Genomic DNA, 20852 nt, shown 5'->3' with positions numbered 1-20852 from the left:
AGGCATGGACGTGGCTGTCCCACCGACAGGACAAGGGGCTGGATGGCGGCTACGGCGGCTATCACTTTGCCTGTTACTGTTGAGCACTCCCTGCCTGGCCCAGCCTGAAGCGTCCAGCAACCTGGCAGATCAGCGAGCGAAGGCTGTGACCCAAGTGGTCCTGGGCATCCTCAGCTATGCACGCTGGCCCATCGAGCCGGCTCAAATGCAGTTGTGCGTGGTGGGCCCCACTGAATACACCGATGACTTGCTTCAAGGTGCTACCCAGTCCAGTGGTCGGCAGGTGCAAGTGCGGCGCATGCTGGTGAGTAACCCGGCCATAGCCCGCGAGTGCAACGCGGTGTATCTGGGCAAGCTAAGCACCGCAGAGCGCAGCAGCCTGTTCAGTTCCCTGAGCGGACAAGCCGTCCTGAGCATCAGCGAATACGGTGATCAATGCACCGTCGGCAGTCTGTTCTGCCTGCGGGTGACCGATGAGCAAGTGACATTTGAGGTCAACCTCGACTCTGTTGCCCGCAGCGGTGTGCGTATTCACCCCAGCGTGTTGCAACTGTCACGGCGTCGGGCGGTTCAACCATGAGCCTGTTCAAAGCTCCTGAACAGCGGCGCAGCCTGCGCTCTGTGCTGCGGCGCGGGCATCTGGGAGTAGCGCTGGTAGCAGTGATCCTGGCCAGCGCGTCCATGACCCTGCTGGGCGTGCTGGCGCTCAAGGTTTATGCGGACCACAACCTGCACTTGATCGCCCGCTCCATCAACTACACCGTGGAAGCTGCCGTGGTGTTTGATGATCAGGTGGCGGCAACCGAAGCGCTGGACATGATCGCTTCCACCGAAGCCGTCGCCGAGGCAGAGGTCTACACCGCCAATGGTGAATTGCTCGCCCATTGGCGGCGCCCGGAAACCGGCTTGCTGTCGAAGGTCGAAATGCTGCTGGCCGACAGTTTGCTGCAACAGCCGATCAAGGTCCCGATTGAGCATCAGGGGCGGGAAGTCGGGGTGGTGGTGGTCAGCGGGCACGGCGCCAACATGTTGCGCTTTTTACTCAGCGGCTTGCTTGGCGTGCTTCTGTGTACGGCGCTCAGCGCCTGGAGCGCGTTGTACCTGTCGCGGCGTCTGCTTGGCGGCATCACCGGCCCCTTGCAGCAGTTGGCCGAAGTTGCCCACGCCGCGCGCATCGATCGGGCGTTTGACCGTCGCGTGCCGCCTGCCCATATCGCCGAGCTGGACAGCCTGGGCAACGACTTCAATGCCTTGCTTGATGAGCTGGAGTCATGGCAAAGCCACTTGCAAAATGAAAATCAGAGTCTGGCGCACCAGGCCAGCCACGACTCGCTGACCAATCTGCCCAACCGAGCCTATTTTGCCGCGCGGCTGGCGCTGACCTTGCGCACGCTGAACAAGCCCGGAGATAAGGTTGCCGTGCTGTTTCTCGACAGTGACCGCTTTAAAGACATCAACGATACCCATGGCCATGCCGCAGGAGACGCGGTGCTGGTCGCAGTGGCAACGCGGATCCGCGCCCAGTTGCGCGAAAACGATGTGGTGGCGCGTCTGGGCGGCGACGAATTCGCCATATCCCTGACCCCGCTGCACCGCATCGAAGATGCCCAGCGTATTGCAGACAAAATCATCGCCAGCATGCTTGAGCCGATCCGGTTACCGGATGACAGCCATGTCGTGACGTCGCTCAGTATTGGAATCGCCGTTTACCCCGAACATGGTGCAACCCCGGATACGCTGCTCTGTGCAGCGGATTCGGCGATGTACCAGGCCAAACGCCTCGCCCGAGGCGGGCAACAGGTTGCGGAGTTGGAGTACCCCGCAGCCCAGTGATAATCAGGAGCTTGTCCCCCCATGCGTGTATTGACCCAGCGTTACCTGCAATTTTTTAGTGCTGTCTTGTTGTTGGCCATGTTGTCATTGACCGGCTGTCAGACCGCCCCGCCCAAAGGGCTGACGCCGGCGCAGATTGCCGTACTCAAGCAACAGGGGTTTGAACTGACCGATGAAGGCTGGGCATTTGGCTTGTCAGGCAAAGTGCTGTTCGGCAGCGACCTGGAAGTGCTCAACCCCCAGAGCCAGGAAATCGTGGAACGCATCGGTAAAGCATTGCTTGCCGCCGACATCCAGCGCGTACGGGTTGACGGCCATACCGACTCGTCCGGTAGCAACGCTTACAACGAGCAGCTGTCCGTACGGCGTGCCAACAGCGTGGTCAAAGTGCTGACCAAAGTCGGCATGCAGCCTGAAAATGTTGAGGTCCGCGGGCTGGGTAGCCGGGTGCCGGTAGCGTCCAACAGCACCCGCTCCGGACGTACTGAAAATCGGCGGGTGGCGATTGTGGTGATTGCCGAATAAAGGCCCGCGTTATGGCTACGGCCTCTCCTGGCATCGCTATCAGATCAGTGTGCGAGTGTCAGGAGGGGCCGGGGCTGTTATTCACTCTTCTTCAGCCGCTTGCTGATGGGTTCGAATTCAGCTGTGGCAGATCGTTTGACCGGGTCCGGCTGCCCGTCCTCAGCCGCTTTCCAGTAAGCCCAGGGAACGTTGGCGCTTCCCAGCTCGTAATCCATACCGTCCCAGCTGTCCTCGCGAAAGCTGTAAAACGCCCAGTGCACCCTGGCTGCTTCCAGTGCGCTGAGCACATCCTCCAGATACTGCTGACAACCGGGCAATTTACGCATGCATCCGAACTCTCCCGCGACCATCCGGTTGGCCGGTATGGCGTGCTGTGCGGCCCAGTCGAGGGGCAGCTGAAGATAGCTACGAACCCGGTTCGGGTCCCACTTCTGCATGCCCGCAGCAAATGGCACCAGGCCCGGGTAGGTATAGGGTCTGGCCCGTTGCAAATTGGGGGCACTGGTTGCCGCATAGGGCTCGTACATGTGAAAGCTGTACAGCACGCGGCTGTCGGCCAACGGGGCTGGCCAGTATGAGAATGCATCGGCCGCACCGTACCAGCCGGCGTCCACCATGATCGGTGTGAGTGAATCAACTTCGCGGATGGCGCTGATGAGGGTTTGGTAAAACCCGGGTAAATCCCGTGCGCTGCCGACCTGTTTTTCGTACCAGTCCCGCATCTTTGCAGCATCGGCGTGCTCGGCCAGCCCCGCCTGTTTTTCCGGTGCCGGCTCGTTGATCAAGTTGTAAGCGGCAACCGCGGGGTGCTCTTTGAGCACTGCGGCGAGATCACGCCAGAAGGCAGCACTTTGGGTCCAGAATTGCTTGTCTTGCCACAAGCGGTCATCGAAGCGGTCGCCATTGTTTTGCGCCCAGCGCATACCCGGCAGCGAAAGGGGCGTGATCACTACTTTGAGCCCTGCGGCATGTGCCCGGTCCAGGGTGGTTTTCAGCTGTTGCAGATCCTTGGCAACCAGTCCCTGGTACTGGTCTGCATTGCCAATCAGGTAGTCCCGTTCTGCCGGCTGCCACTTGTCATAGGACAGGCGCACCCAGCTCGCGCCATAGTCCTGCAGAGCATCGAAATAGGCTTGATCGGGAGGCAGTCGATTGAAACTGTTTCCTCCACGTTCAGGCTTGTCCCAGAAGGCAATCATGTCTGCGGCACCAGCTGCGCCAGACAGTACACCCAGTAACCAAAGGGCGGGCATCGTCCTGAGTTTCATGGCGGTTTTTCCTCGGATGCTGAGGGACGGGAAGCGGATTGTTCATCAGCAGCAAGCAGGGCTTTTAACAGCGGGGTGCATGTTCCGGGCGCCAGTCCCCTGCATAAAGCACGCAAAGGCTGCAGCCCGGGGACATGTTCAGGGTTCTAGGCGATCAACTCGACTTTGCCACTGTCGAGTTTATAGATGCCACCCACGATGTTCAGCTTTCCCTTGGCCAGCGCATCCGACAACAGGCTTGATTCACTTTTGAGGCGGGCCACTGTGTCTTTGACGTTTTGCGCGATGGCGTTGTCCAGCAGGTTTCCGGGCCGGGTTAACACCTTGGCCACCGAGGGCTTGATCGCATCCGCCAGCCCCTGAATCTGCCCGGGAAACTTCGCGCCGTCTTTCTGCGCCTTGACCCCGGCCGAGACCGCACCACAACTGTCGTGGCCGAGCACCATGATCAAAGGTGTTTCCAGTACGGCCACGGCATATTCCAGGCTTGCCAGGCCGTCGGACGTCACGAAATTACCCGCCACCCGCACCGCAAACAGGTCGCCGCGCGCGGTATCGAATGCATACTCCGGGGCGATTCTCGAGTCGGCGCAACCCAGCACGGCGGCATAGGGGTTTTGCCCGTTGACCAGGGCCTCACGCTCGGTCAGGAAGTCATGGCGCCGGGTCACGCCCTGGGCGTAACGGGCATTGCCTGCCATCAACCGCGTCAAAGCCTGTTGCGGGTCAAGCCGGTTTTGCGGTTTGGGGACCGGGCCGTCGCTGGCGGCTTGGGCCAGTTGCGCGGGCAGCGCGCCGGCCAGCATCAAAGCGCCGGCAGCGCCCCCCGCCAGGCGGAGGAAATTACGGCGATGATTGATGGTGGGTGCAGGTGACGGTTCGCAGGAAATGCACATGGGAGGGAACACTCTTGATGGATGAGGGCATGGAAGCCATGGCACCTCGGCTAATCGGAGGTCGGGGGCTGACAGTCGGAGCCCGGAGCCGCAGAGTAAGAGTGGTGAAAATTGGCGCCTATGGGATTTGTCCTAAATTTCTTAAGGCCGGCGGCGCGCAGCGCAGTACGCAGGTGCGGCTCTCCTGTGTCGGCTGCGCGTTTAGGACTGTTAATCGGCGAAACGCATCTCGCGACTTTCCCCCAGCAACAACGGTGCATTCAGCTCCGTCACTTCGCGGATGTAATCCCACAACAGGGTGATCCGCTTGAGCTTCCTCAAATCCTCCCGGCAGTACATCCAGAACTGGCGTGTGAGGTTGATCTCGTCCGGCAGTACCGGCAGCAAACGCGGGTCCTGTGCCGCCAGAAAGCACGGCAGGATTGCCAGCGAGCGACCCTGCTGCGCCGCCACGAACTGCGCGATCACGCTGGTGCTGCGCAGGTTGGCGCTGGCGCCGGGCAGCACATTGGCCAGGTACAGCAACTCGGAACTGAACGCCAGATCGTCGACGTAACTGATAAACGGGTGATCCACCAGGTCGGCCGCCCGGCGAATCGGCGGGTGCTGGTCCAGGTATTCCTGGGTAGCAAATAACTGCAACTGGTAGTCACACAGCTTGCAGCACACATACGGCCCGTGTTCCGGGCGCTCGAGGGCAATCACGATGTCGGCTTCGCGCTTGGACAGGCTGATGAAGTGCGGTAACGGCAAGATGTCCACGGAAATGGCCGGGTAGGCATCCACGAAGTGGCTCAACTGCGGGGTGATAAAAAAACTTCCGAAGCCCTCGGTGCAGCCCATTCGCACATGCCCCGACAGCGCCACGCCCGAACCCGAAACCTGCTCGCAGGCCATGTGCAGCGTGCTCTCGATTGACTCGGCATAGCCCAGTAGACGCTGGCCTTCAGGGGTCAGGGTGAAGCCATTGGTACGGGATTTTTCGAACAGCAAGGTACCCAGCGCGGCTTCCAGCGAACTGATACGCCGTGACACGGTGGTGTAGTCCACCGCCAGGCGCTTGGCGGCGCTGCTGGCCTTGCGGGTGCGGGCCACCTCGAGAAAAAACTTCAGGTCGTCCCAGTTCAGTGCGCTTAACGATGTGATGTTTTTTTGCATGTTAGACCGGCTTTTATGTGCGTTCTTATTAGAAGAACGCACACCTATACTCCAAAAACAGTCCTGCGACCAATCCGGGCGCACCGGTGCACGACTTAATCTGTAGGAGCGAGCTTGCTTGCGAGCAAGCTCGCTCCTACAGATTGGCGTGACCGGACATAACAATAATTTCGGAGACTTCCATGAACGTTTCTACTACCCCGTACCAAAATGCCCGACTGCTGATCGATGGCGAGTGGGTCGAGTCCCAGACCACCGAGTGGCACGACATCGTCAACCCGGCGACTCAGCAAGTACTGGCCAAAGTCCCTTTCGCTACCCCCGATGAAGTCAACGCCGCTATCGCCGCAGCGCAACGCGCCTTCCAGACCTGGAAGCTGACGCCGATCGGCGCGCGGATGCGCATCATGCTCAAGTTGCAGGCGCTGATTCGTGAACACTCCAAGCGTATCGCCACGGTGCTCAGTGCCGAGCAGGGCAAAACCATTGCCGACGCCGAGGGCGATATTTTTCGCGGCCTGGAAGTCGTGGAGCACGCGTGCTCTATCGGTACCCTGCAGATGGGTGAGTTCGCAGAAAACGTTGCGAGCGGGGTGGATACCTACACCTTGCGTCAACCTATCGGCGTTTGTGCAGGCATCACGCCTTTCAACTTCCCTGCAATGATTCCGCTGTGGATGTTCCCGATGGCCATCGCCTGCGGCAACACCTTCGTCCTCAAACCGTCAGAACAAGACCCGCTGTCGACCCTGATGCTGGTGGAACTGGCTCTTGAAGCCGGGGTTCCACCAGGCGTGCTTAACGTGGTCCATGGCGGCAAGGACGTGGTGGATGCTCTGTGCACCCACGCCGATATCAAGGCTGTATCGTTCGTCGGTTCAACCGCCGTGGGCACCCACGTGTATGACCTGGCAGGCCGCCACGGCAAGCGCGTGCAATCGATGATGGGCGCCAAAAACCACGCCGTGGTACTGCCCGATGCCAATCGCCAGCAAACCCTGAATGCTCTGGTCGGTGCCGGTTTCGGTGCTGCCGGGCAACGCTGCATGGCCACCTCGGTGGTGGTGCTGGTGGGCGCGGCCAAACAATGGTTGCCGGACCTCAAAGCGCTGGCACAAAAGCTCAAGGTCAATGCCGGCAGCGAGGCGGGTACCGATGTCGGCCCGGTGATTTCCAAGCGTGCGAAAGAGCGCGTGCTGGGGCTGATTGAAAGCGGGATCAAGGAAGGCGCGGTACTGGAGCTGGATGGCCGCGATATCAAGGTCCCGGGCTTCGAGCACGGCAACTTTGTGGGGCCAACCCTGTTCTCGGGTGTCACCACCGACATGCAGATCTACACCCAGGAAATCTTCGGCCCGGTCCTGGTGGTGATTGAAGTCGATACCCTTGACCAGGCCATTGCGCTGGTCAACGCCAACCCGTTCGGCAATGGCACCGGCCTGTTCACCCAAAGCGGTGCGGCGGCGCGTAAATTCCAGAACGAAATCGACGTGGGCCAGGTCGGCATCAACATCCCGATTCCGGTGCCGGTCCCGTTCTTCAGCTTCACCGGTTCCCGTGGTTCCAAGCTGGGCGATCTGGGGCCGTACGGCAAGCAAGTGGTGCAGTTCTATACTCAGACCAAGACCGTCACCAGTCGCTGGTTCGACGATGACAGCGTGAATGATGGCGTCAACACCACCATCAATCTTCGTTGAGGGCACAGACCATGAACATTGCATTTATCGGCTTGGGCAACATGGGCGCACCCATGGCGCGCAACCTGCTCAAGGCCGGGCACTCGTTGAACCTGTTTGATCTGAACAAGGACATTCTGGCTGAACTGGCGGCCCTGGGCGGCCATGTCAGCGCTTCGCCCCGTGAGGCGGCCAAAGGTACTGAACTGGTGATCACCATGCTGCCGGCTGCCGCCCATGTGCGCAGCGTATGGCTGGGTGAAGACGGGGTGCTGGCCGGCATCGGCGAAGGTGTCCCGGCGGTGGATTGCAGCACCATTGACCCGCAGACCGCTCGCGATGTAGCGGGCGCGGCGGCCAAACAAGGGGTGCAAATGGCCGATGCCCCGGTGTCCGGCGGCACCGGCGGGGCGCAGGCAGGCACCCTGACCTTTATGGTCGGTGCCAGCCAGGCCCTGTTCGATACGCTGCACCCGGTCCTTTCGCAAATGGGCCGCAACATAGTCCATTGTGGGGATGTGGGCACCGGCCAGGTGGCTAAAATCTGCAACAACCTGCTGCTGGGTATCTCCATGGTCGGGGTCAGTGAAGCCATGGCTCTGGGGGCGGCATTGGGTATCGACAGCGAAGTGCTGGCCGGGGTGATCAACAGTTCCACCGGACGCTGCTGGAGTTCCGAAATCTACAACCCGTGGCCGGGCATTGTGCCAACGGCACCCGCTTCGCGCGGCTACACCGGCGGTTTTGGTGCCGAGCTGATGCTCAAGGATCTGGGGCTGGCCACCGAAGCTGCACGTCAGGCGCATCAGCCCGTGGTCATGGGCGCAGTGGCGCAACAGTTGTACCAGGCAATGAGTTTGCGCGGAGAGGGCGGTAAGGACTTCTCGGCCATCATCAATAGCTATCGCAAGCCCGAATAGGGCATTTACGGGAGTCCGCGTCGGGCGGACTCCCGGTTTTTTGCGTGGTGCCAATCAGGCAAAGACAAAATACTTGCGCACTGTTTCAACCACTTCCCATGTGCCTTTCATCCCCGGCTCCACGATAAAGATATCCCCGGCCCGCAGATGAATCGGTTGTTTGCCCTCGGGGGTGATGATGCAGTAGCCCTCGCGGAAATCGCAGTACTCCCACTTCACGTATTCCACGTACCACTTGCCGGGCGTGCAAATCCAGGTGCCCATGATTTTGCTGCCATCATCGCTGGTGTAGGCATTGAGGTTCACGGTGTGCGGATCGCCTTCGAGCTTTTCCCATTTGCAGGCATCAAGCACGGGCAGGGGGTGGGTGTCGCGAAGTACGGTAATTGGCGCAGACATAAGGACTCCGGTAGATGGATCAAGACACGGATTTCAGCCTAACCGGCGGCGGTGTCCGGCAGATGTCTGGTTCCGACCCCCAGTGACCCGAATACGCAGCCTGCGGATACGAAAAAGCCCCGATCCTTGATACAAGGACCGGGGCTTTGTTGTGTCAGGCAAGGATCAGCGCGGGTTTGCCAATGCTTTGCCCGTACGCAGGCGTACTTGATAGAACCCGTAAAGGATCAGCAGCCACACCGGGATCGCATACACCGACGCACGTACATCGGGGATCATCCAGATCACCGAGACGATGGTGGCCATGAACACCAGGCACAGGATGTTGCTGAACGGGAACCAGAACGCTTTGAACGAAGGCTTCACGCCCTGTACCGCCATGGCCTTGCGGAACTTGATATGGGTCAGGCTGATCAGCGCCCAGTTGATCATCAACGAAGCCACCACCAGCGCGAACAGCAACTCCAGTGCCTTGTGCGGCGCCAGGTAGTTGACCACTACACACAGCAAGGTCACCAGCGCCGACACCCCCAGTGCCCGCAATGGCACACCATTTTTGGTCAGCTTCATCAGCGCCTTGGGCGCATCGCCCTGTTCGGCCAGACCGAAGAGCATGCGGCTGTTGCAGTAAACGCCACTGTTATAGACCGACAGGGCGGCTGTCAGCACCACAAAGTTGAGGATCTGGGCGGCGGTATTGCTGCCGATCAAGGCAAAAATCTGCACGAACGGGCTGCTGCCGTATGCATCCCCGCCGGCGCCAAGGGTCACCAGCAACTGGTCCCAGGGGTACAGCGCCAACAGAACAGTCAGGGCGCCGACGTAGAAAATCAGAATCCGGTACACCACCTGGTTGATGGCTTTGGGGATCACTTTTTTCGGTTCGCTGGCTTCGGCGGCGGTGATACCCACCAGCTCCAGGCCACCGAAGGAGAACATGATAAAGGCCATGGCCATCAGCAAACCGGTGCCGCCATTGGGGAAGAATCCGCCATGGCTCCACAGGTTACTGAATGAGGCTTGGGAGCCGCCGGTGCCGCTGATCAGCAGATAGCAACCCAGCACTATCATGCCGACAATCGCCACCACCTTGATGATCGCGAACCAGAACTCCATCTCGCCGAAGACCTTCACGTTCAGGGTATTGATCAGGTTGACCAGCACAAAGAACACCACGGCACTGACCCAGGTCGGAACCTCGGGCCACCAGAACTGGATGTATTTGCCGACCGCAGTCAGTTCGGCCATGCCCACCAGCACGTACAGCACCCAATAGTTCCAGCCCGACAGAAAGCCCGCATAGCCGCCCCAGTACTTATGGGCAAAGTGGCTGAACGAGCCGGCCACGGGTTCTTCGACGATCATCTCGCCGAGCTGGCGCATGATCAGAAACGCGATAAAGCCGGCAATCGCATAACCGAGAATCATCGACGGCCCTGCGGACTTGAGCACGCCCGCCGAGCCCAGAAACAGCCCGGTACCGATAGCGCCGCCCAGGGCAATCAGCTGGATATGACGATTTTTCAAACCGCGTTTGAGTGTGACCGGGGGGGAGTTAGCGTCAGCCATCGGGTGCCTTGTGGGTGGTTATTCTCAATGATGATGAAATCAACGGGACGACAGGCGCCGCGTTGGGTCAGCAAGCCCCGGATATTACTCTTGGTAAAAATTCAGGCATACAGGCGAACAGCACTCTAGGAAGTTTCTTATCGGTTATCCGGGGTCGATAGCACCCCAAGCAGGGTTTGCGCACAGGCCGGTAATTGTTCGAAGGAGCGGGCGCACAGCAGCAGTTTGCGGTCTGCCCAGGGCTCATTCAGGGGCACTGCCTTGAAGGTGCGCGGTGCCTGCCAGCGTTCGATGGTGGCCTTGGGCACTATGCCCAGCCCGGCGCCCCGGGCAACCATGCGCAAGACCCCATCAAAGCCCTCGGCCCGGATGCGCACCTGCATGCGGCAACCGCTGTGCAGCGCCTGCTCTTCCAGATACACGGCCAGTGCACTGCTGGCTGACAGTCCAACATAGTCATGGCTCAAGGTGTCGCTGAACCTGAGCTGCGGCAGACTGGAGAGTGGATGCTCCTGGGGTAGCACCAGCACCAGCGGATCATCGCGAAAGGGCCGGGTTTGCAGATCCCGGGTATCGACTGCATTGGAAACTATCCCGATATCGGCGGCGTCCTGGCGCAGGGCATGGGTGATACGCAGGCTGGTCAATTCGTGCTGGTCGACACTGATATGGGGATGCTGGCGTACAAAATCGGCCAGCAACTCGGGCAGATATTCGGTAAGGGCTGCGGTATTGCACAGCAACCGTACCTGGCCTTTAAAGCCCTGGGCGTATTCGGCCAGATCGTGATTCATGCGTTCCACCTGTCGCAGCAGCAGCCGGGCATGTTGCGCCAGCGCCTGGCCCGCAGGTGTCGGGCTGATGCCCCGCCGGCTGCGTTGCAAGAATGCCACCCCCAGCGCCGCTTCCATCGCCCTGATGCGCGCACTGGCGGCGGCCAGGGACAAATGGCTGAGACCGGCGCCCGCGGTGATGCTGCCGGTCTGCAGGCAATTGAGATACAGCCGTAAATCCACCAGATCGAAGTGCATAAGCCTCCATGTCACCTGCCTTGGTAAATAAGCCTCTTGTCATGCAAGAGGCTGGCTCAGTATATGACGCATTTCCAACCCCGGCACCGTGGCCCAGCATAGGGCCATGAAAACACTCTTCGAGTTCTACCAAAACCTTGGCTGGTCCCTGTCACTGCTGGTGCTGCTGACTTTTCTGGTGGCCGGAACGGTCAAGGGGGTGATTGGCCTCGGCTTGCCGACGGTAGCCATGGGCTTGCTGGGTCTGGCTATTGCCCCGGCACAGGCAGCGGCATTGCTGATCATCCCGTCCATCGTCACCAATACCTGGCAACTGGCTGCGGGCGGCCGGCTACGCGGGCTGATAAAGCGGCTGTGGCCGATGCAACTGGGGATTTTGCTGGGCACCGGCCTTGGCATGCTGTGGCTCAGCAGTGATGGCGGCAGCTGGGTGGTACGGGCTTTGGGCATGGCGTTGTTGCTGTATGCCTTGAGCGGGCTGTTTCTGCCCGTGCTGCGGGTCGCGCCACGGATGGAGAACTGGCTGGGGCCAACCTGCGGGTTGATCACCGGGATCATTACCTCGGCCACCGGTGTGTTTGTAATCCCTGCCGTGCCGTATCTGCAGGCCCTGGGCTTAAGCAAAAATCAGCTGGTACAGGCCTTGGGATTGTCCTTCAGCGTCTCCACCTTGGCCCTGGCTGCCGGGCTTTACTGGCGCGGAAATCTGGGTGGCGGCGAGCTCAATGGGTCATTGCTGGCGCTGCTGCCCGCCATGCTCGGCATGTGGCTGGGTCAATGGCTGCGTCAGCGCATCAGCGGCGCATTATTCAAATCCGTATTTTTTATCGGTATGGCGCTATTGGGTATGCATCTGCTAATCGCTGGTTAAAGGTTTTGGCAACAATATGGCAGCTATTCGTGCTTGATAAGCAAAGGTGATTTGCTCCGATGCGGGTTTTTCCCGAGGGCAGTGATCGATACCCTGCCAGGTATTAAATCTTTAACACCCGAAGGCCGCTCAACAGCGCTGAGGGTTAATCCCGAATGAGGCTGATGATGAAAAAAATACTCTTGCTTAACGGTGCCAAAAAATTTGCCCACTCCGATGGTCGCTACAACCTGACCATGCACGACACTGCGCTGGCTTTTTTCGATCGCCAGGGCTTCGAAGTCAAAGTCACCCACATCGATGAAGGCTATGACGTGGCCGAGGAAGTCGAGAAATTCCTGTGGGCCGACGTGATCATTTATCAAATGCCGGGCTGGTGGATGGGCGCCCCCTGGATCGTTAAAAAGTACATCGACGAAGTCTTCACCGAAGGTCACGGCAAGCTCTACGCCAGTGACGGCCGTACCCGTTCCGACGCTTCGCAGCGCTATGGCAGCGGTGGTTTGATTCACGGCAAAAAGTACATGCTGTCGCTGACCTGGAACGCACCGCAGCAAGCCTTTGATGATCCGGCTGACTTCTTCGAAGGCAAAGGCGTGGACGCGGTGTACTTCCCGTTCCACAAGGCCAATGAGTTCCTTGGCATGAGCGCCTTGCCGACCTTCCTGTGTGTCGACGTGATGAAACGTCCACAACCCCAGGACGATGCCGCCCGTTATGAGCAACACCTGAAACAAGTGTTCGCCATCTAACGCCTGCAATTGCGGTAGTCGCTGACTCGCGGAGCGCGGCTGCGAGCCGTTTGATTGCGCACCGCGGGACTGCGATCAGTGTGAAATTGCTACCCTGATCGCAGCCTCGCTTCGCGAGTCAGCGACTACGCTGCAGGCAGTTACCAATGAGGGGCACGTGTGAAAGCCAGATCCGATGAGCTGCAAATCTTTGTTTCAGTGATTGAGTGCGGCTCCATTTCCGCGGCTGCCGAACAGGCCGGACAAACTCCTTCGGCGGTCAGCCGTACCTTGTCACGGCTGGAGGCCAAGCTCGAAACCACCTTGATCAACCGCACCACGCGGCGCATGGACCTGACCGAGGAGGGCAAGTTTTTCTTCGAGCGGGCCAAGCTGATCCTGGAGCAAATGGATGAGCTTGAAGACCGTTTGATTTCCCACCAGCGCACGCCTTCCGGGCGTCTGCGGATCAATGCCGCCTCGCCGTTCATGCTGCATGCCATCGTGCCGTATATCAGCGAGTTCCGTGAGCTCTACCCCGAGATCCAGCTGGAGCTCAACAGTAATGATCTGATCATCGACTTGCTGGAGCAAAGCACTGACATCGCGATCCGCATCGGTACCCTGGCCGATTCCACCTTGCACGCCCGCTCATTGGGCTGCAGCCCCTTGAGCATCCTCGCCAGCCCCGACTACATCGCCCGCCACGGCGCCCCCGGCAGCGTCGCCGATCTGGCCAGTCACACCCTGATCGGTTTTACCCAAAATGACGGTTTGAACCAATGGCCGTTGCGTTATGCACAAGGCGATCGCTGGGCCATCGAGCCGCACATCAGTGCTTCCAGTGGCGAGACGGTCCGCCATCTGGCGCTGCAAGGGCAGGGCATCGCCTGCCTGTCGCATTTCATGACCCATGAAGACGTCAAGACCGGGCGCCTGCAAGTGCTGCTGGGCGAATTCAACAGCGGCTACCGCCAGCCGATCCACGCGGTGTACTACCGCAACTCGCAGCTGGCGCTACGCATTCAGTGCTTTCTGGACTTCATCCAGGACAAGCTCGCCAGCTATGCGGTGCCGTACTTCAAAGGGTAAATCCCCGCGCATTAGTGATCTGTACGCAAGACTGAATTGGCCCGCGGCGGGTTTTTCCACTGCCCTCACTCTTCGATACTGGCGGCATCACTTATTTCACGCGGGAGTCACTCCATGAAGGTTTTCGTTACCGGCGCAGCAGGATTTATCGGCGGTTCAATTGCCAGCGCTTTGGTCAAGGCCGGGCATCAGGTCACGGGTCTGGTGCGCAACACGGATCAGCAACAGGAAATGCTCGCCCTTGGCATCACGCCGGTGCTGGGCGCCCTGGATGACAGCGACTTGCTCGCCAAGCAGGCCAGCCAGGCGGATGCGGTGATCAACGCGGCCAGCAGCGACCATCGGGGCGCCGTCGAAGCCTTGCTCAAGGCCCTGCGCGGCAGCGGCAAAGTGTTTTTGCACACCAGCGGTTCGAGCATTGTTGGCGACGCCTCGGGTGGCAAGGCCAGCGACGTTGTCTACTACGAAGGTCAGTTGCCCGAGCCGAGCGTCGACAAGGCGGCGCGGGTTGCCATCGACAATCTGGTACTGGCGGCGGCCAACGACAATGTACGTTCAGCGGTCATCTGCAACACCCTGATTTACGGCCACAGCCTTGGGGTAAAACGCGACAGCGTGCAACTGCCGCGCCTGCTCAAACAGGCCCGCAAGAGCGGAGTCGTGCGTCATGTCGGCAGCGGGCAAAACATCTGGTCCAACGTGCATATCGACGACGTCGTGGCCCTGTACCTGCTGGCACTGGAAAACACCCCGGCCGGGACTTTCTACTTTGTTGAAAGTGGCGAAGCGGCGTTTGCCGACATGAGCAACGCCATCGCCCGGGTGCTGGGGCTGGGTGAAGCCCACGACTGGCCGCTGGCCGATGCTGAAGCTGAATGGGGCTATGAAATGGCCAACTACGGCCTGGGTTCCAACAGCCGGGTACGCGGCAAAAACGCCCGCGAACTGCTGGGCTGGACGCCGCAACGCAGCAGCGTGGTGGAGTGGATCAAAAACCAAATGCTGTAACCCCTGATCTCTGCCCCCCGCAGGAGCGAGCTCTTTTGCGCCCAAGCTCGCTCCTGCTGTTCTTGGATAGCTTTTCGGTTTGTGCACAGGCCCGCATTTTTACTTTTGTTGTTTGTAAACGTTTCTGAAATCAGACAATGTTCGGCATCGTTATACAAAAATAAAAGGAAGTTCCAATGCGTGTTGTATGGTTCAAAACCCTGGCCTTGACGGCTGCCATCGCAGCCAGCTGTTCAGCCTATGCCGTTACGCTGGAAGGCGGGGCAGTCGCCGCCCCGGATCAGTACGGCGCTGAAGTCGCGGCGCAAATTCTCAAAAAAGGCGGCAACGCAGTCGATGCCGCAGTCGCAACCGCCTTCACCCTGGCCGTGACTTACCCCGAAGCCGGTAACATTGGTGGCGGTGGTTTCATGACCCTGTTTATCGATGGCAAACCCTACTTCCTCGACTATCGCGAAACGGCGCCCAAGGCTGCCAGCCGCGATATGTACCTCAATGACAAAGGCGAAATCATCGAGAACCTGAGCCTGGTCGGCTCGCGCGCCGCTGGCGTGCCGGGTACGGTGATGGGCCTGTGGGAAGTCCATCAGCGCTTCGGCAAATTGCCATGGAGCGAGTTGTTGACCCCCGCCGTGGGCTACGCGAAAAACGGCTTCAAGGTGGCCGATCAGCAATACCAGTACCGCGAAGATGCGTTGGCGCTGTTCAAGGGCACCACCAATTTCAGCGACTATTTCGGCAGCATGAAACCTGGCGAAACCTTCAAGCAGCCTGAACTGGCCGCCACCCTGGAACGTATTGCCGACCAGGGCGCCAAAGAGTTCTACCACGGCCAGACCGCCGACCTGCTGATTGCCCAGATGCAGCAGGACAAGGGCCTGATCACCAAAGAAGATCTGAATGACTACAAGGTCAACTGGCGTGAGCCGATGCGGGTCGATTTCCGCGGCAACAGCTTGTACACAGCACCGCTGCCAAGTTCTGGCGGTATCGCACTGGCGCAACTGATCGGCATCAAGGAAGACCGCGCCGCGGACTTCAAAGGTGTTGAACTGAACTCGGCACCTTACATTCACCTGTTGTCCGAAATTGAAAAGCGCGTGTTTGCCGACCGTGCCGATTACCTCGGTGATCCGGACTTCGGCAAGATGCCGGTGGCCGAGTTGACCGACCCGGCCTACATCGCCAAGCGGGCAAAAGAAGTGAACCCGAAAGCGATTTCGCCGACGGCCAATATCAAGCCCGGACTTGAGCCGCATCAGACCACGCACTTCTCCATTGTCGATAAAGACGGCAACGCCGTCAGCAACACCTACACCCTGAATTGGGATTACGGCAGTGGCGTCGTGGTCAAAGGCGCGGGCTTCCTGCTCAACGATGAAATGGACGACTTCAGCTCCAAGCCGGGCGTGGCCAACGCCTTTGGTGTGGTGGGGGGCAATGCCAACGCCATCGAGCCGGGCAAGCGCATGTTGTCGTCGATGAGCCCGAGCCTGGTGACCCGTGATGGTCAGGTCACCCTGGTGCTCGGTACGCCGGGCGGTTCGCGGATCTTCACCTCGATCTTCCAGGTGCTGAACAATATCTACGACTACAACCTGCCGCTGGAAAAAGCCGTGGCCGCCCAGCGGGTACATCACCAGTTGCTGCCTAAAGACACGATCTACTACGACGCCTACGCGCCGCTCACCGGCAAAGTTGCCGATGAGCTCAAAGCCATGGGCTACACCCTGGAGGATCAGGGCTGGAACATGGGTGATATACAGGCGATCCGGGTTAACGGCACCCAGCTGGAAACCGCCTCTGACCCCCGTGGTCGCGGGGTTGGCAAGGTTGTGAAGTAAGAACACCCTGAAAAACCTGTAGGAGCGAGCTTGCTCGCGAGCTCTGCGCTGAAAAGCTCGCGAGCAAGCTCGCTCCTACGGTTATCCCGCATCTTCGCAATTTGTTACCATTCTTTTTTCGATACCCCCTCCGCTTTTCCCGCCCCGAATTTTAGGTACGCCATGAAACTCACACGTCTGCGCGCTGATGCCCTGGCCGGACTCACGACGTCGTTTGCCCTGCTGCCCGAGTGCATCGCTTTCGCGCTGGTAGCCCACCTCAATCCGTTGATGGGGCTGTATGGCGCGTTCATCATTTGCACCCTTACCGCGCTCTTCGGCGGCCGGCCGGGCATGGTCTCCGGTGCTGCCGGCTCCATGGCCGTGGTGATTGTCGCGCTGGTGGTGCAACACGGCGTGCAATACCTGCTGGCCACTGTGCTGCTGGGCGGTCTGATCATGCTGGCGTTCGGGCTGCTCAGGCTCGGCAAGCTGGTGCGCATGGTGCCGCACCCGGTGATGCTGGGCTTCGTCAACGGCCTGGCGATCATCATTGCCATGGCCCAGCTGGATCATTTCAAGGATGGTGCAACCTGGCTGAGCGGCGCGCCGTTGTACCTGATGATCGGGCTGGTGGCGCTGACCATGGCCATCGTTTATTTACTGCCCCGGGTGACCCGGGCCGCGCCGCCGGCCCTGGTGGCAATCCTCGGGGTCGGGCTGGCGGTTTATCTGCTGGGTTTGCCGACCCGCACCCTGGGTGACATGGCGCATATTGCCGGCGGCTTGCCGACGTTCAGCCTGCCCGATATCCCGTGGAACCTGGAAAGCCTGGGCATCATTGCGCCCTACGCCATCGTCATGGCGCTGGTGGGCCTGCTGGAAACCCTGCTGACCCTGAACCTGACCGATGAAATCACCGAAAGCCGTGGTTATCCGGACCGCGAGTGCGTGGCGCTGGGCGCCGCGAACATGGTATCGGGCGTGTTTGGCGGCATGGGTGGCTGCGCCATGATCGGCCAGACCGTGGTCAACCTCAGCTCTGGCGGACGCGGTCGCCTGTCCGGGGTAACGGCCGGGATCATGATCTTGCTGTTCGTATTGTTTCTGTCGCCGTTTATCGAGCGCATTCCATTGGCGGCGCTGGTGGGCGTGATGTTTGTGGTCGCGCAACAAACCTTTGCCTGGGCCTCATTGCGGGTGCTGAACAAGGTGCCGTTGAACGATGTTCTGGTGATTGTCGCGGTAACGGTGATCACCGTGTTCACCGATCTGGCCGTTGCGGTGTTGTGCGGGGTCATCATCGCGGCCCTCAATTTTGCCTGGCAGCAGGCGCGCCAGCTGTACGCCGACACCTATCTGGAAACTGATGGCAGCAAGCTTTACCGGGTCCACGGCACCTTGTTTTTTGCCTCGACGGCGGCCTTTCTCAAACAGTTCGATCCTGCTGGCGACCCGGCCAGAGTGACCCTGGATTGCAGCCATCTGAGCTTTGTCGACTACTCGGCCATTGCCGCGCTGGACACCCTGCGCGAGCGTTACACAAAAGCGGGCAAGCACCTGCGGGTCCTGCATTTGTCCGAGCGCAGCAAAAAACTGCTCAAGCGCGCCCGCGTCCACCACGAGTAACCCCCCGCCTATTTGTAGGAGCGAGCCCCAGCCCCAGCCCCGATCGATGAAAATACACCCCTGTGATTTTCATTTCGGCCTGTCGTCCATGCCTGATCGCGACAACACATATCGCTGCGCGAAAATTACTTTCATAAAGATTGTTAATTCACCCGGGTAATGCTTTTTAAGTTTCAGAAGAACTCAAAAAATATTGCCGGGGGAACATCGCATGACGCCATCTTCGGGCTATGGGCTGCTGTTGTATGCGGCCATTGCCATCATTGCGCTGATCGTTTTGATTGCGCGCTACAAGATCAATCCGTTTATCGTCATTACCCTGGTGGCCATCGGTCTGGGCCTGATGGCGGGCATGCCTGCGGGCAGTGTGATCGGGGCGTACGAGGGCGGTGTCGGTAAAACCCTGGGGCATATTGCGCTGGTGGTGGCATTGGGCACCATGCTTGGCAAGATGATGGCCGAGTCGGGGGGCGCGGAGCAGGTAGCACGGACGATGATCGATCGCTTCGGTGAGCGCAACGCGCATTGGGCCATGGTCTGTATCGCCTTCCTGGTTGGCTTGCCGCTGTTTTTCGAGGTCGGTTTTGTACTGCTGGTACCGATCGCCTTTACCGTTGCCCGGCGGGTCGGGGTGTCGGTACTGATGGTGGGCTTGCCGATGGTGGCCGGGCTGTCGGTGGTGCATGCACTGGTGCCACCGCACCCGGCAGCGATGCTGGCAGTACAGGCCTACCAGGCGTCGGTCGGGCAAACTCTGATGTACGCGATTCTGATCGGCATCCCCACTGCGATCATCGCCGGTCCGGTTTTTGCCAAATTCATCGTGCCGCGTATTCAGTTGCCCGATATCAACCCGCTGGAACAGCAGTTCATCAATCGTGAACCGCGGGCCCGGTTACCCAGTTGCAGCATCACTCTGGCGACGATTCTGTTGCCGGTCGTGCTGATGCTGATAGGCGGCTGGGCCGACCTGATCTCTACCCCCGGCAGCGGGTTTAATCAGTTTCTGCAATTTATCGGCAACTCGGTAATGGCTTTGCTGATTGCGACGGTTGTCAGCTTCTGGACCCTGGGGCTGGCCCAGGGCTTCAACCGTGAATCTATCCTCAAATTCACCAACGAATGTCTCGCGCCTACGGCCAGCATCACACTGCTGGTGGGGGCCGGGGGCGGCCTGAACCGGATTCTGATCGACTCGGGGGTGACCACCGAAATTGTCGGTCTGGCCCAGGACTTTCAGCTGTCACCGCTGTTCATGGGCTGGGTATTTGCGGCCTTGATGCGCATCGCCACGGGCTCGGCCACCGTCGCCATGACCACGGCTTCGGGGATTGTGGCGCCAGTGGCGCTGGGCCTGGGGTATCCGCACCCGGAATTACTGGTGCTGGCCACGGGCGCGGGCTCGGTGATTTTTTCCCACGTCAACGACGGCGGCTTCTGGCTGGTGAAGGAATACTTCAATATGACTGTCGCCCAAACCTTCAAAACCTGGACCGTGCTGGAAACCTTGATTTCAGTCGTGGCGTTCGGTTTTACCCTGATCCTTTCAGAGCTGATTTAAATGGACATCCTGTATCAAATCCGGGTTCGCCAGGACACCTTCAGCGCTGCCGAGGCCCGCATTGCCCGGTTGATACTCAGCGATACCGGTTTTGCCGCCAGTGCCAGCCTCGATGAGCTGGCGCTGCGGGCCGAGGTCAGCAGCGCCACGCTGTCGCGCTTTGCGCGCAGTGTCGGCTGCCGTGATTTGCGTGACTTGCGCCTGCAACTGGCCCAGGCCAGCGGGGTGGGCAGTCGTTTTCTCGATACCGGCAGCATGCCTGAGCAGTCGGCTTTTTTCCGTCAGATTGTGAGTGATATTGAATCGACGCTGCACGAGCATCTGGCCGGCTTCAATGGCGTGCATTTCGCCGATGCGGTCAAGCTGCTGGGCGAAGCGAAGATGATTCATGCGTTCGGGATGGGCGGCTGTTCCAGTGTCTACAGCGATGAATTGCAGGTGCGTCTGGTGCGCCTGGGGTACCCGGTCGCGGCCTGTCGCGACGTCGTGATGATGCGGGTCACGGCGGCGACCCTGGGACCGGAGCATGCCGTTATTGTGTGCTCGCTGACCGGCCTGACCCCCGAGCTGATCGAGGTGGTAAAGCTGGCGCATAACTATGGCGCCAAAGTGATTGCCATCACCCGGCCCGCTACGCCGCTGGCGCAACTGGCCGATGTGGTGCTGGCGCTGCAAGGGGTGGAAACCAGCTTTATCTACAAACCAACGGCGGCCCGCTACGGGATGCTGCTGGCCATTGACGTGCTTGCCACCGAGCTGGCGCTGTCGATGCCTGAAGCCAACCAGGAGCGCTTGCGCCGGATCAAACTGGCACTGGATGACTATCGCGGCGGTGATGATTGCCTGCCATTGGGGGATTGAA

19 protein-coding genes are annotated in these 20852 nt (G+C 59.8%); 13 read left to right on the top strand and 6 right to left on the bottom strand.

Going from position 1 to position 20852, the window contains the following annotated elements; translation table 11 throughout:
- The first annotated feature begins 4 nt into the window (after positions 1–4).
- From B195_RS19890 to B195_RS19880, 3 genes are read left to right on the top strand one after another with little or no spacing between them, the layout of a single operon-like run.
- Positions 5–580, top strand: coding sequence for a YfiR family protein (locus tag B195_RS19890; RefSeq protein ID WP_003439374.1), 576 nt, complete (start codon positions 5–7; stop codon positions 578–580).
- Positions 577–1833 (top strand): diguanylate cyclase domain-containing protein, encoded by a 1257-nt coding sequence (locus tag B195_RS19885; RefSeq protein WP_003439376.1) that lies wholly within the window; start codon positions 577–579, stop codon positions 1831–1833. Before B195_RS19890 ends, B195_RS19885 begins: the two co-directional genes overlap by 4 nt.
- Positions 1834–1854: 21 nt before the next feature.
- Positions 1855–2358: an OmpA family protein gene (locus B195_RS19880; RefSeq protein WP_003439378.1), complete on the top strand. Its 504-nt coding sequence runs from the start codon at positions 1855–1857 to the stop codon at positions 2356–2358.
- A gap of 77 nt (positions 2359–2435) precedes the next feature.
- Here the strand turns inward: B195_RS19880 and B195_RS19875 are convergent, their stop codons facing one another.
- The 3 genes from B195_RS19875 to B195_RS19865 form a co-directional block, all read right to left on the bottom strand.
- Positions 2436–3611, bottom strand: coding sequence for a cellulase family glycosylhydrolase (locus B195_RS19875; protein ID WP_202820842.1), 1176 nt, complete (start codon positions 3609–3611; stop codon positions 2436–2438).
- 161 nt (positions 3612–3772) lie between these two features.
- The gene (locus B195_RS19870) at positions 3773–4522 is read right to left on the bottom strand and encodes a carbonic anhydrase (protein ID WP_003439381.1); all 750 of its coding nucleotides are present in this window, start codon (positions 4520–4522) and stop codon (positions 3773–3775) included.
- A 210-nt stretch (positions 4523–4732) separates the two neighbouring features.
- Positions 4733–5680: a LysR family transcriptional regulator gene (locus B195_RS19865; protein WP_003439384.1), complete on the bottom strand. Its 948-nt coding sequence runs from the start codon at positions 5678–5680 to the stop codon at positions 4733–4735.
- Positions 5681–5862: 182 nt separating this feature from the next.
- On the opposite strand from B195_RS19865, the gene B195_RS19860 reads away from it, so the two are divergent.
- Both B195_RS19860 and mmsB read left to right on the top strand, forming a co-directional pair.
- Positions 5863–7377, top strand: a complete 1515-nt coding sequence (locus B195_RS19860) for a CoA-acylating methylmalonate-semialdehyde dehydrogenase (protein ID WP_003439386.1) — start codon at positions 5863–5865, stop codon at positions 7375–7377.
- Positions 7378–7388: 11 nt separating this feature from the next.
- The gene (gene mmsB, locus B195_RS19855; RefSeq protein WP_003439387.1) at positions 7389–8276 is read left to right on the top strand and encodes a 3-hydroxyisobutyrate dehydrogenase; all 888 of its coding nucleotides are present in this window, start codon (positions 7389–7391) and stop codon (positions 8274–8276) included.
- A gap of 54 nt (positions 8277–8330) precedes the next feature.
- Here mmsB and B195_RS19850 read toward each other — a convergent pair whose 3' ends face one another.
- The 3 genes from B195_RS19850 to B195_RS19840 all read right to left on the bottom strand — a co-directional run bounded on the left by B195_RS19850 (position 8331) and on the right by B195_RS19840 (position 11275).
- Entirely contained in the window at positions 8331–8675 is a 345-nt protein-coding gene (locus B195_RS19850; RefSeq protein ID WP_003439389.1) for a cupin domain-containing protein, read from the bottom strand.
- 165 nt (positions 8676–8840) lie between these two features.
- Entirely contained in the window at positions 8841–10244 is a 1404-nt protein-coding gene (locus B195_RS19845; RefSeq protein WP_003439390.1) for an amino acid permease, read from the bottom strand.
- A 137-nt stretch (positions 10245–10381) separates the two neighbouring features.
- The gene (locus B195_RS19840; protein WP_003439391.1) at positions 10382–11275 is read right to left on the bottom strand and encodes a LysR substrate-binding domain-containing protein; all 894 of its coding nucleotides are present in this window, start codon (positions 11273–11275) and stop codon (positions 10382–10384) included.
- A 106-nt stretch (positions 11276–11381) separates the two neighbouring features.
- Here B195_RS19840 and B195_RS19835 point away from each other — a divergent pair, with 106 nt between their 5' ends.
- From B195_RS19835 to B195_RS19800, 8 genes are all read left to right on the top strand, one after another.
- Positions 11382–12146, top strand: coding sequence for a sulfite exporter TauE/SafE family protein (locus B195_RS19835; RefSeq protein ID WP_003439392.1), 765 nt, complete (start codon positions 11382–11384; stop codon positions 12144–12146).
- Positions 12147–12313: 167 nt separating this feature from the next.
- Entirely contained in the window at positions 12314–12898 is a 585-nt protein-coding gene (locus B195_RS19830) for an NAD(P)H-dependent oxidoreductase (RefSeq protein WP_003439393.1), read from the top strand.
- A gap of 159 nt (positions 12899–13057) precedes the next feature.
- Positions 13058–13969 carry a LysR family transcriptional regulator gene (locus B195_RS19825; protein ID WP_003439394.1) on the top strand — a complete coding sequence of 304 codons (912 nt, stop codon included), beginning with the start codon at positions 13058–13060 and terminating at the stop codon, positions 13967–13969.
- 114 nt (positions 13970–14083) lie between these two features.
- The gene (locus B195_RS19820) at positions 14084–14977 is read left to right on the top strand and encodes an NAD-dependent epimerase/dehydratase family protein (protein WP_003439395.1); all 894 of its coding nucleotides are present in this window, start codon (positions 14084–14086) and stop codon (positions 14975–14977) included.
- A 176-nt stretch (positions 14978–15153) separates the two neighbouring features.
- Positions 15154–16821, top strand: coding sequence for a gamma-glutamyltransferase (ggt, locus tag B195_RS19815; RefSeq protein ID WP_003439396.1), 1668 nt, complete (start codon positions 15154–15156; stop codon positions 16819–16821).
- A 162-nt stretch (positions 16822–16983) separates the two neighbouring features.
- Entirely contained in the window at positions 16984–18429 is a 1446-nt protein-coding gene (locus B195_RS19810) for a SulP family inorganic anion transporter (RefSeq protein ID WP_003439397.1), read from the top strand.
- 211 nt (positions 18430–18640) lie between these two features.
- Positions 18641–19990: a gluconate:H+ symporter gene (locus tag B195_RS19805; RefSeq protein WP_003439398.1), complete on the top strand. Its 1350-nt coding sequence runs from the start codon at positions 18641–18643 to the stop codon at positions 19988–19990.
- Positions 19991–20851, top strand: a complete 861-nt coding sequence (locus B195_RS19800) for a MurR/RpiR family transcriptional regulator (protein WP_003439399.1) — start codon at positions 19991–19993, stop codon at positions 20849–20851. It begins immediately after the preceding gene.
- Position 20852: the final 1 nt, after the last annotated feature.

The sequence above is a fragment of the Pseudomonas sp. Lz4W genome (assembly GCF_000346225.2).
Taxonomy (GTDB): domain Bacteria; phylum Pseudomonadota; class Gammaproteobacteria; order Pseudomonadales; family Pseudomonadaceae; genus Aquipseudomonas; species Aquipseudomonas paraversuta.
Note: the sequence above shows the minus strand (reverse complement) of the source record. Positions and strands in the feature narration are given on the sequence as shown.

Excerpts from the sequence above, each read along its gene's own strand:
- B195_RS19890 (WP_003439374.1), top strand. The coding sequence starts at position 5 with ATGGACGTGGCTGTCCCACCGACAGGACAAGGGGCTGGATGGCGGCTA.
- B195_RS19885 (WP_003439376.1), top strand. The coding sequence starts at position 577 with ATGAGCCTGTTCAAAGCTCCTGAACAGCGGCGCAGCCTGCGCTCTGTG.
- B195_RS19880 (WP_003439378.1), top strand. The coding sequence starts at position 1,855 with ATGCGTGTATTGACCCAGCGTTACCTGCAATTTTTTAGTGCTGTCTTG.
- B195_RS19875 (WP_202820842.1), bottom strand. The coding sequence starts at position 3,611 with ATGCCCGCCCTTTGGTTACTGGGTGTACTGTCTGGCGCAGCTGGTGCC.
- B195_RS19870 (WP_003439381.1), bottom strand. The coding sequence starts at position 4,522 with ATGTGCATTTCCTGCGAACCGTCACCTGCACCCACCATCAATCATCGC.
- B195_RS19865 (WP_003439384.1), bottom strand. The coding sequence starts at position 5,680 with ATGCAAAAAAACATCACATCGTTAAGCGCACTGAACTGGGACGACCTG.
- B195_RS19860 (WP_003439386.1), top strand. The coding sequence starts at position 5,863 with ATGAACGTTTCTACTACCCCGTACCAAAATGCCCGACTGCTGATCGAT.
- mmsB (WP_003439387.1), top strand. The coding sequence starts at position 7,389 with ATGAACATTGCATTTATCGGCTTGGGCAACATGGGCGCACCCATGGCG.
- B195_RS19850 (WP_003439389.1), bottom strand. The coding sequence starts at position 8,675 with ATGTCTGCGCCAATTACCGTACTTCGCGACACCCACCCCCTGCCCGTG.
- B195_RS19845 (WP_003439390.1), bottom strand. The coding sequence starts at position 10,244 with ATGGCTGACGCTAACTCCCCCCCGGTCACACTCAAACGCGGTTTGAAA.
- B195_RS19840 (WP_003439391.1), bottom strand. The coding sequence starts at position 11,275 with ATGCACTTCGATCTGGTGGATTTACGGCTGTATCTCAATTGCCTGCAG.
- B195_RS19835 (WP_003439392.1), top strand. The coding sequence starts at position 11,382 with ATGAAAACACTCTTCGAGTTCTACCAAAACCTTGGCTGGTCCCTGTCA.
- B195_RS19830 (WP_003439393.1), top strand. The coding sequence starts at position 12,314 with ATGAAAAAAATACTCTTGCTTAACGGTGCCAAAAAATTTGCCCACTCC.
- B195_RS19820 (WP_003439395.1), top strand. The coding sequence starts at position 14,084 with ATGAAGGTTTTCGTTACCGGCGCAGCAGGATTTATCGGCGGTTCAATT.
- ggt (WP_003439396.1), top strand. The coding sequence starts at position 15,154 with ATGCGTGTTGTATGGTTCAAAACCCTGGCCTTGACGGCTGCCATCGCA.
- B195_RS19810 (WP_003439397.1), top strand. The coding sequence starts at position 16,984 with ATGAAACTCACACGTCTGCGCGCTGATGCCCTGGCCGGACTCACGACG.
- B195_RS19805 (WP_003439398.1), top strand. The coding sequence starts at position 18,641 with ATGACGCCATCTTCGGGCTATGGGCTGCTGTTGTATGCGGCCATTGCC.
- B195_RS19800 (WP_003439399.1), top strand. The coding sequence starts at position 19,991 with ATGGACATCCTGTATCAAATCCGGGTTCGCCAGGACACCTTCAGCGCT.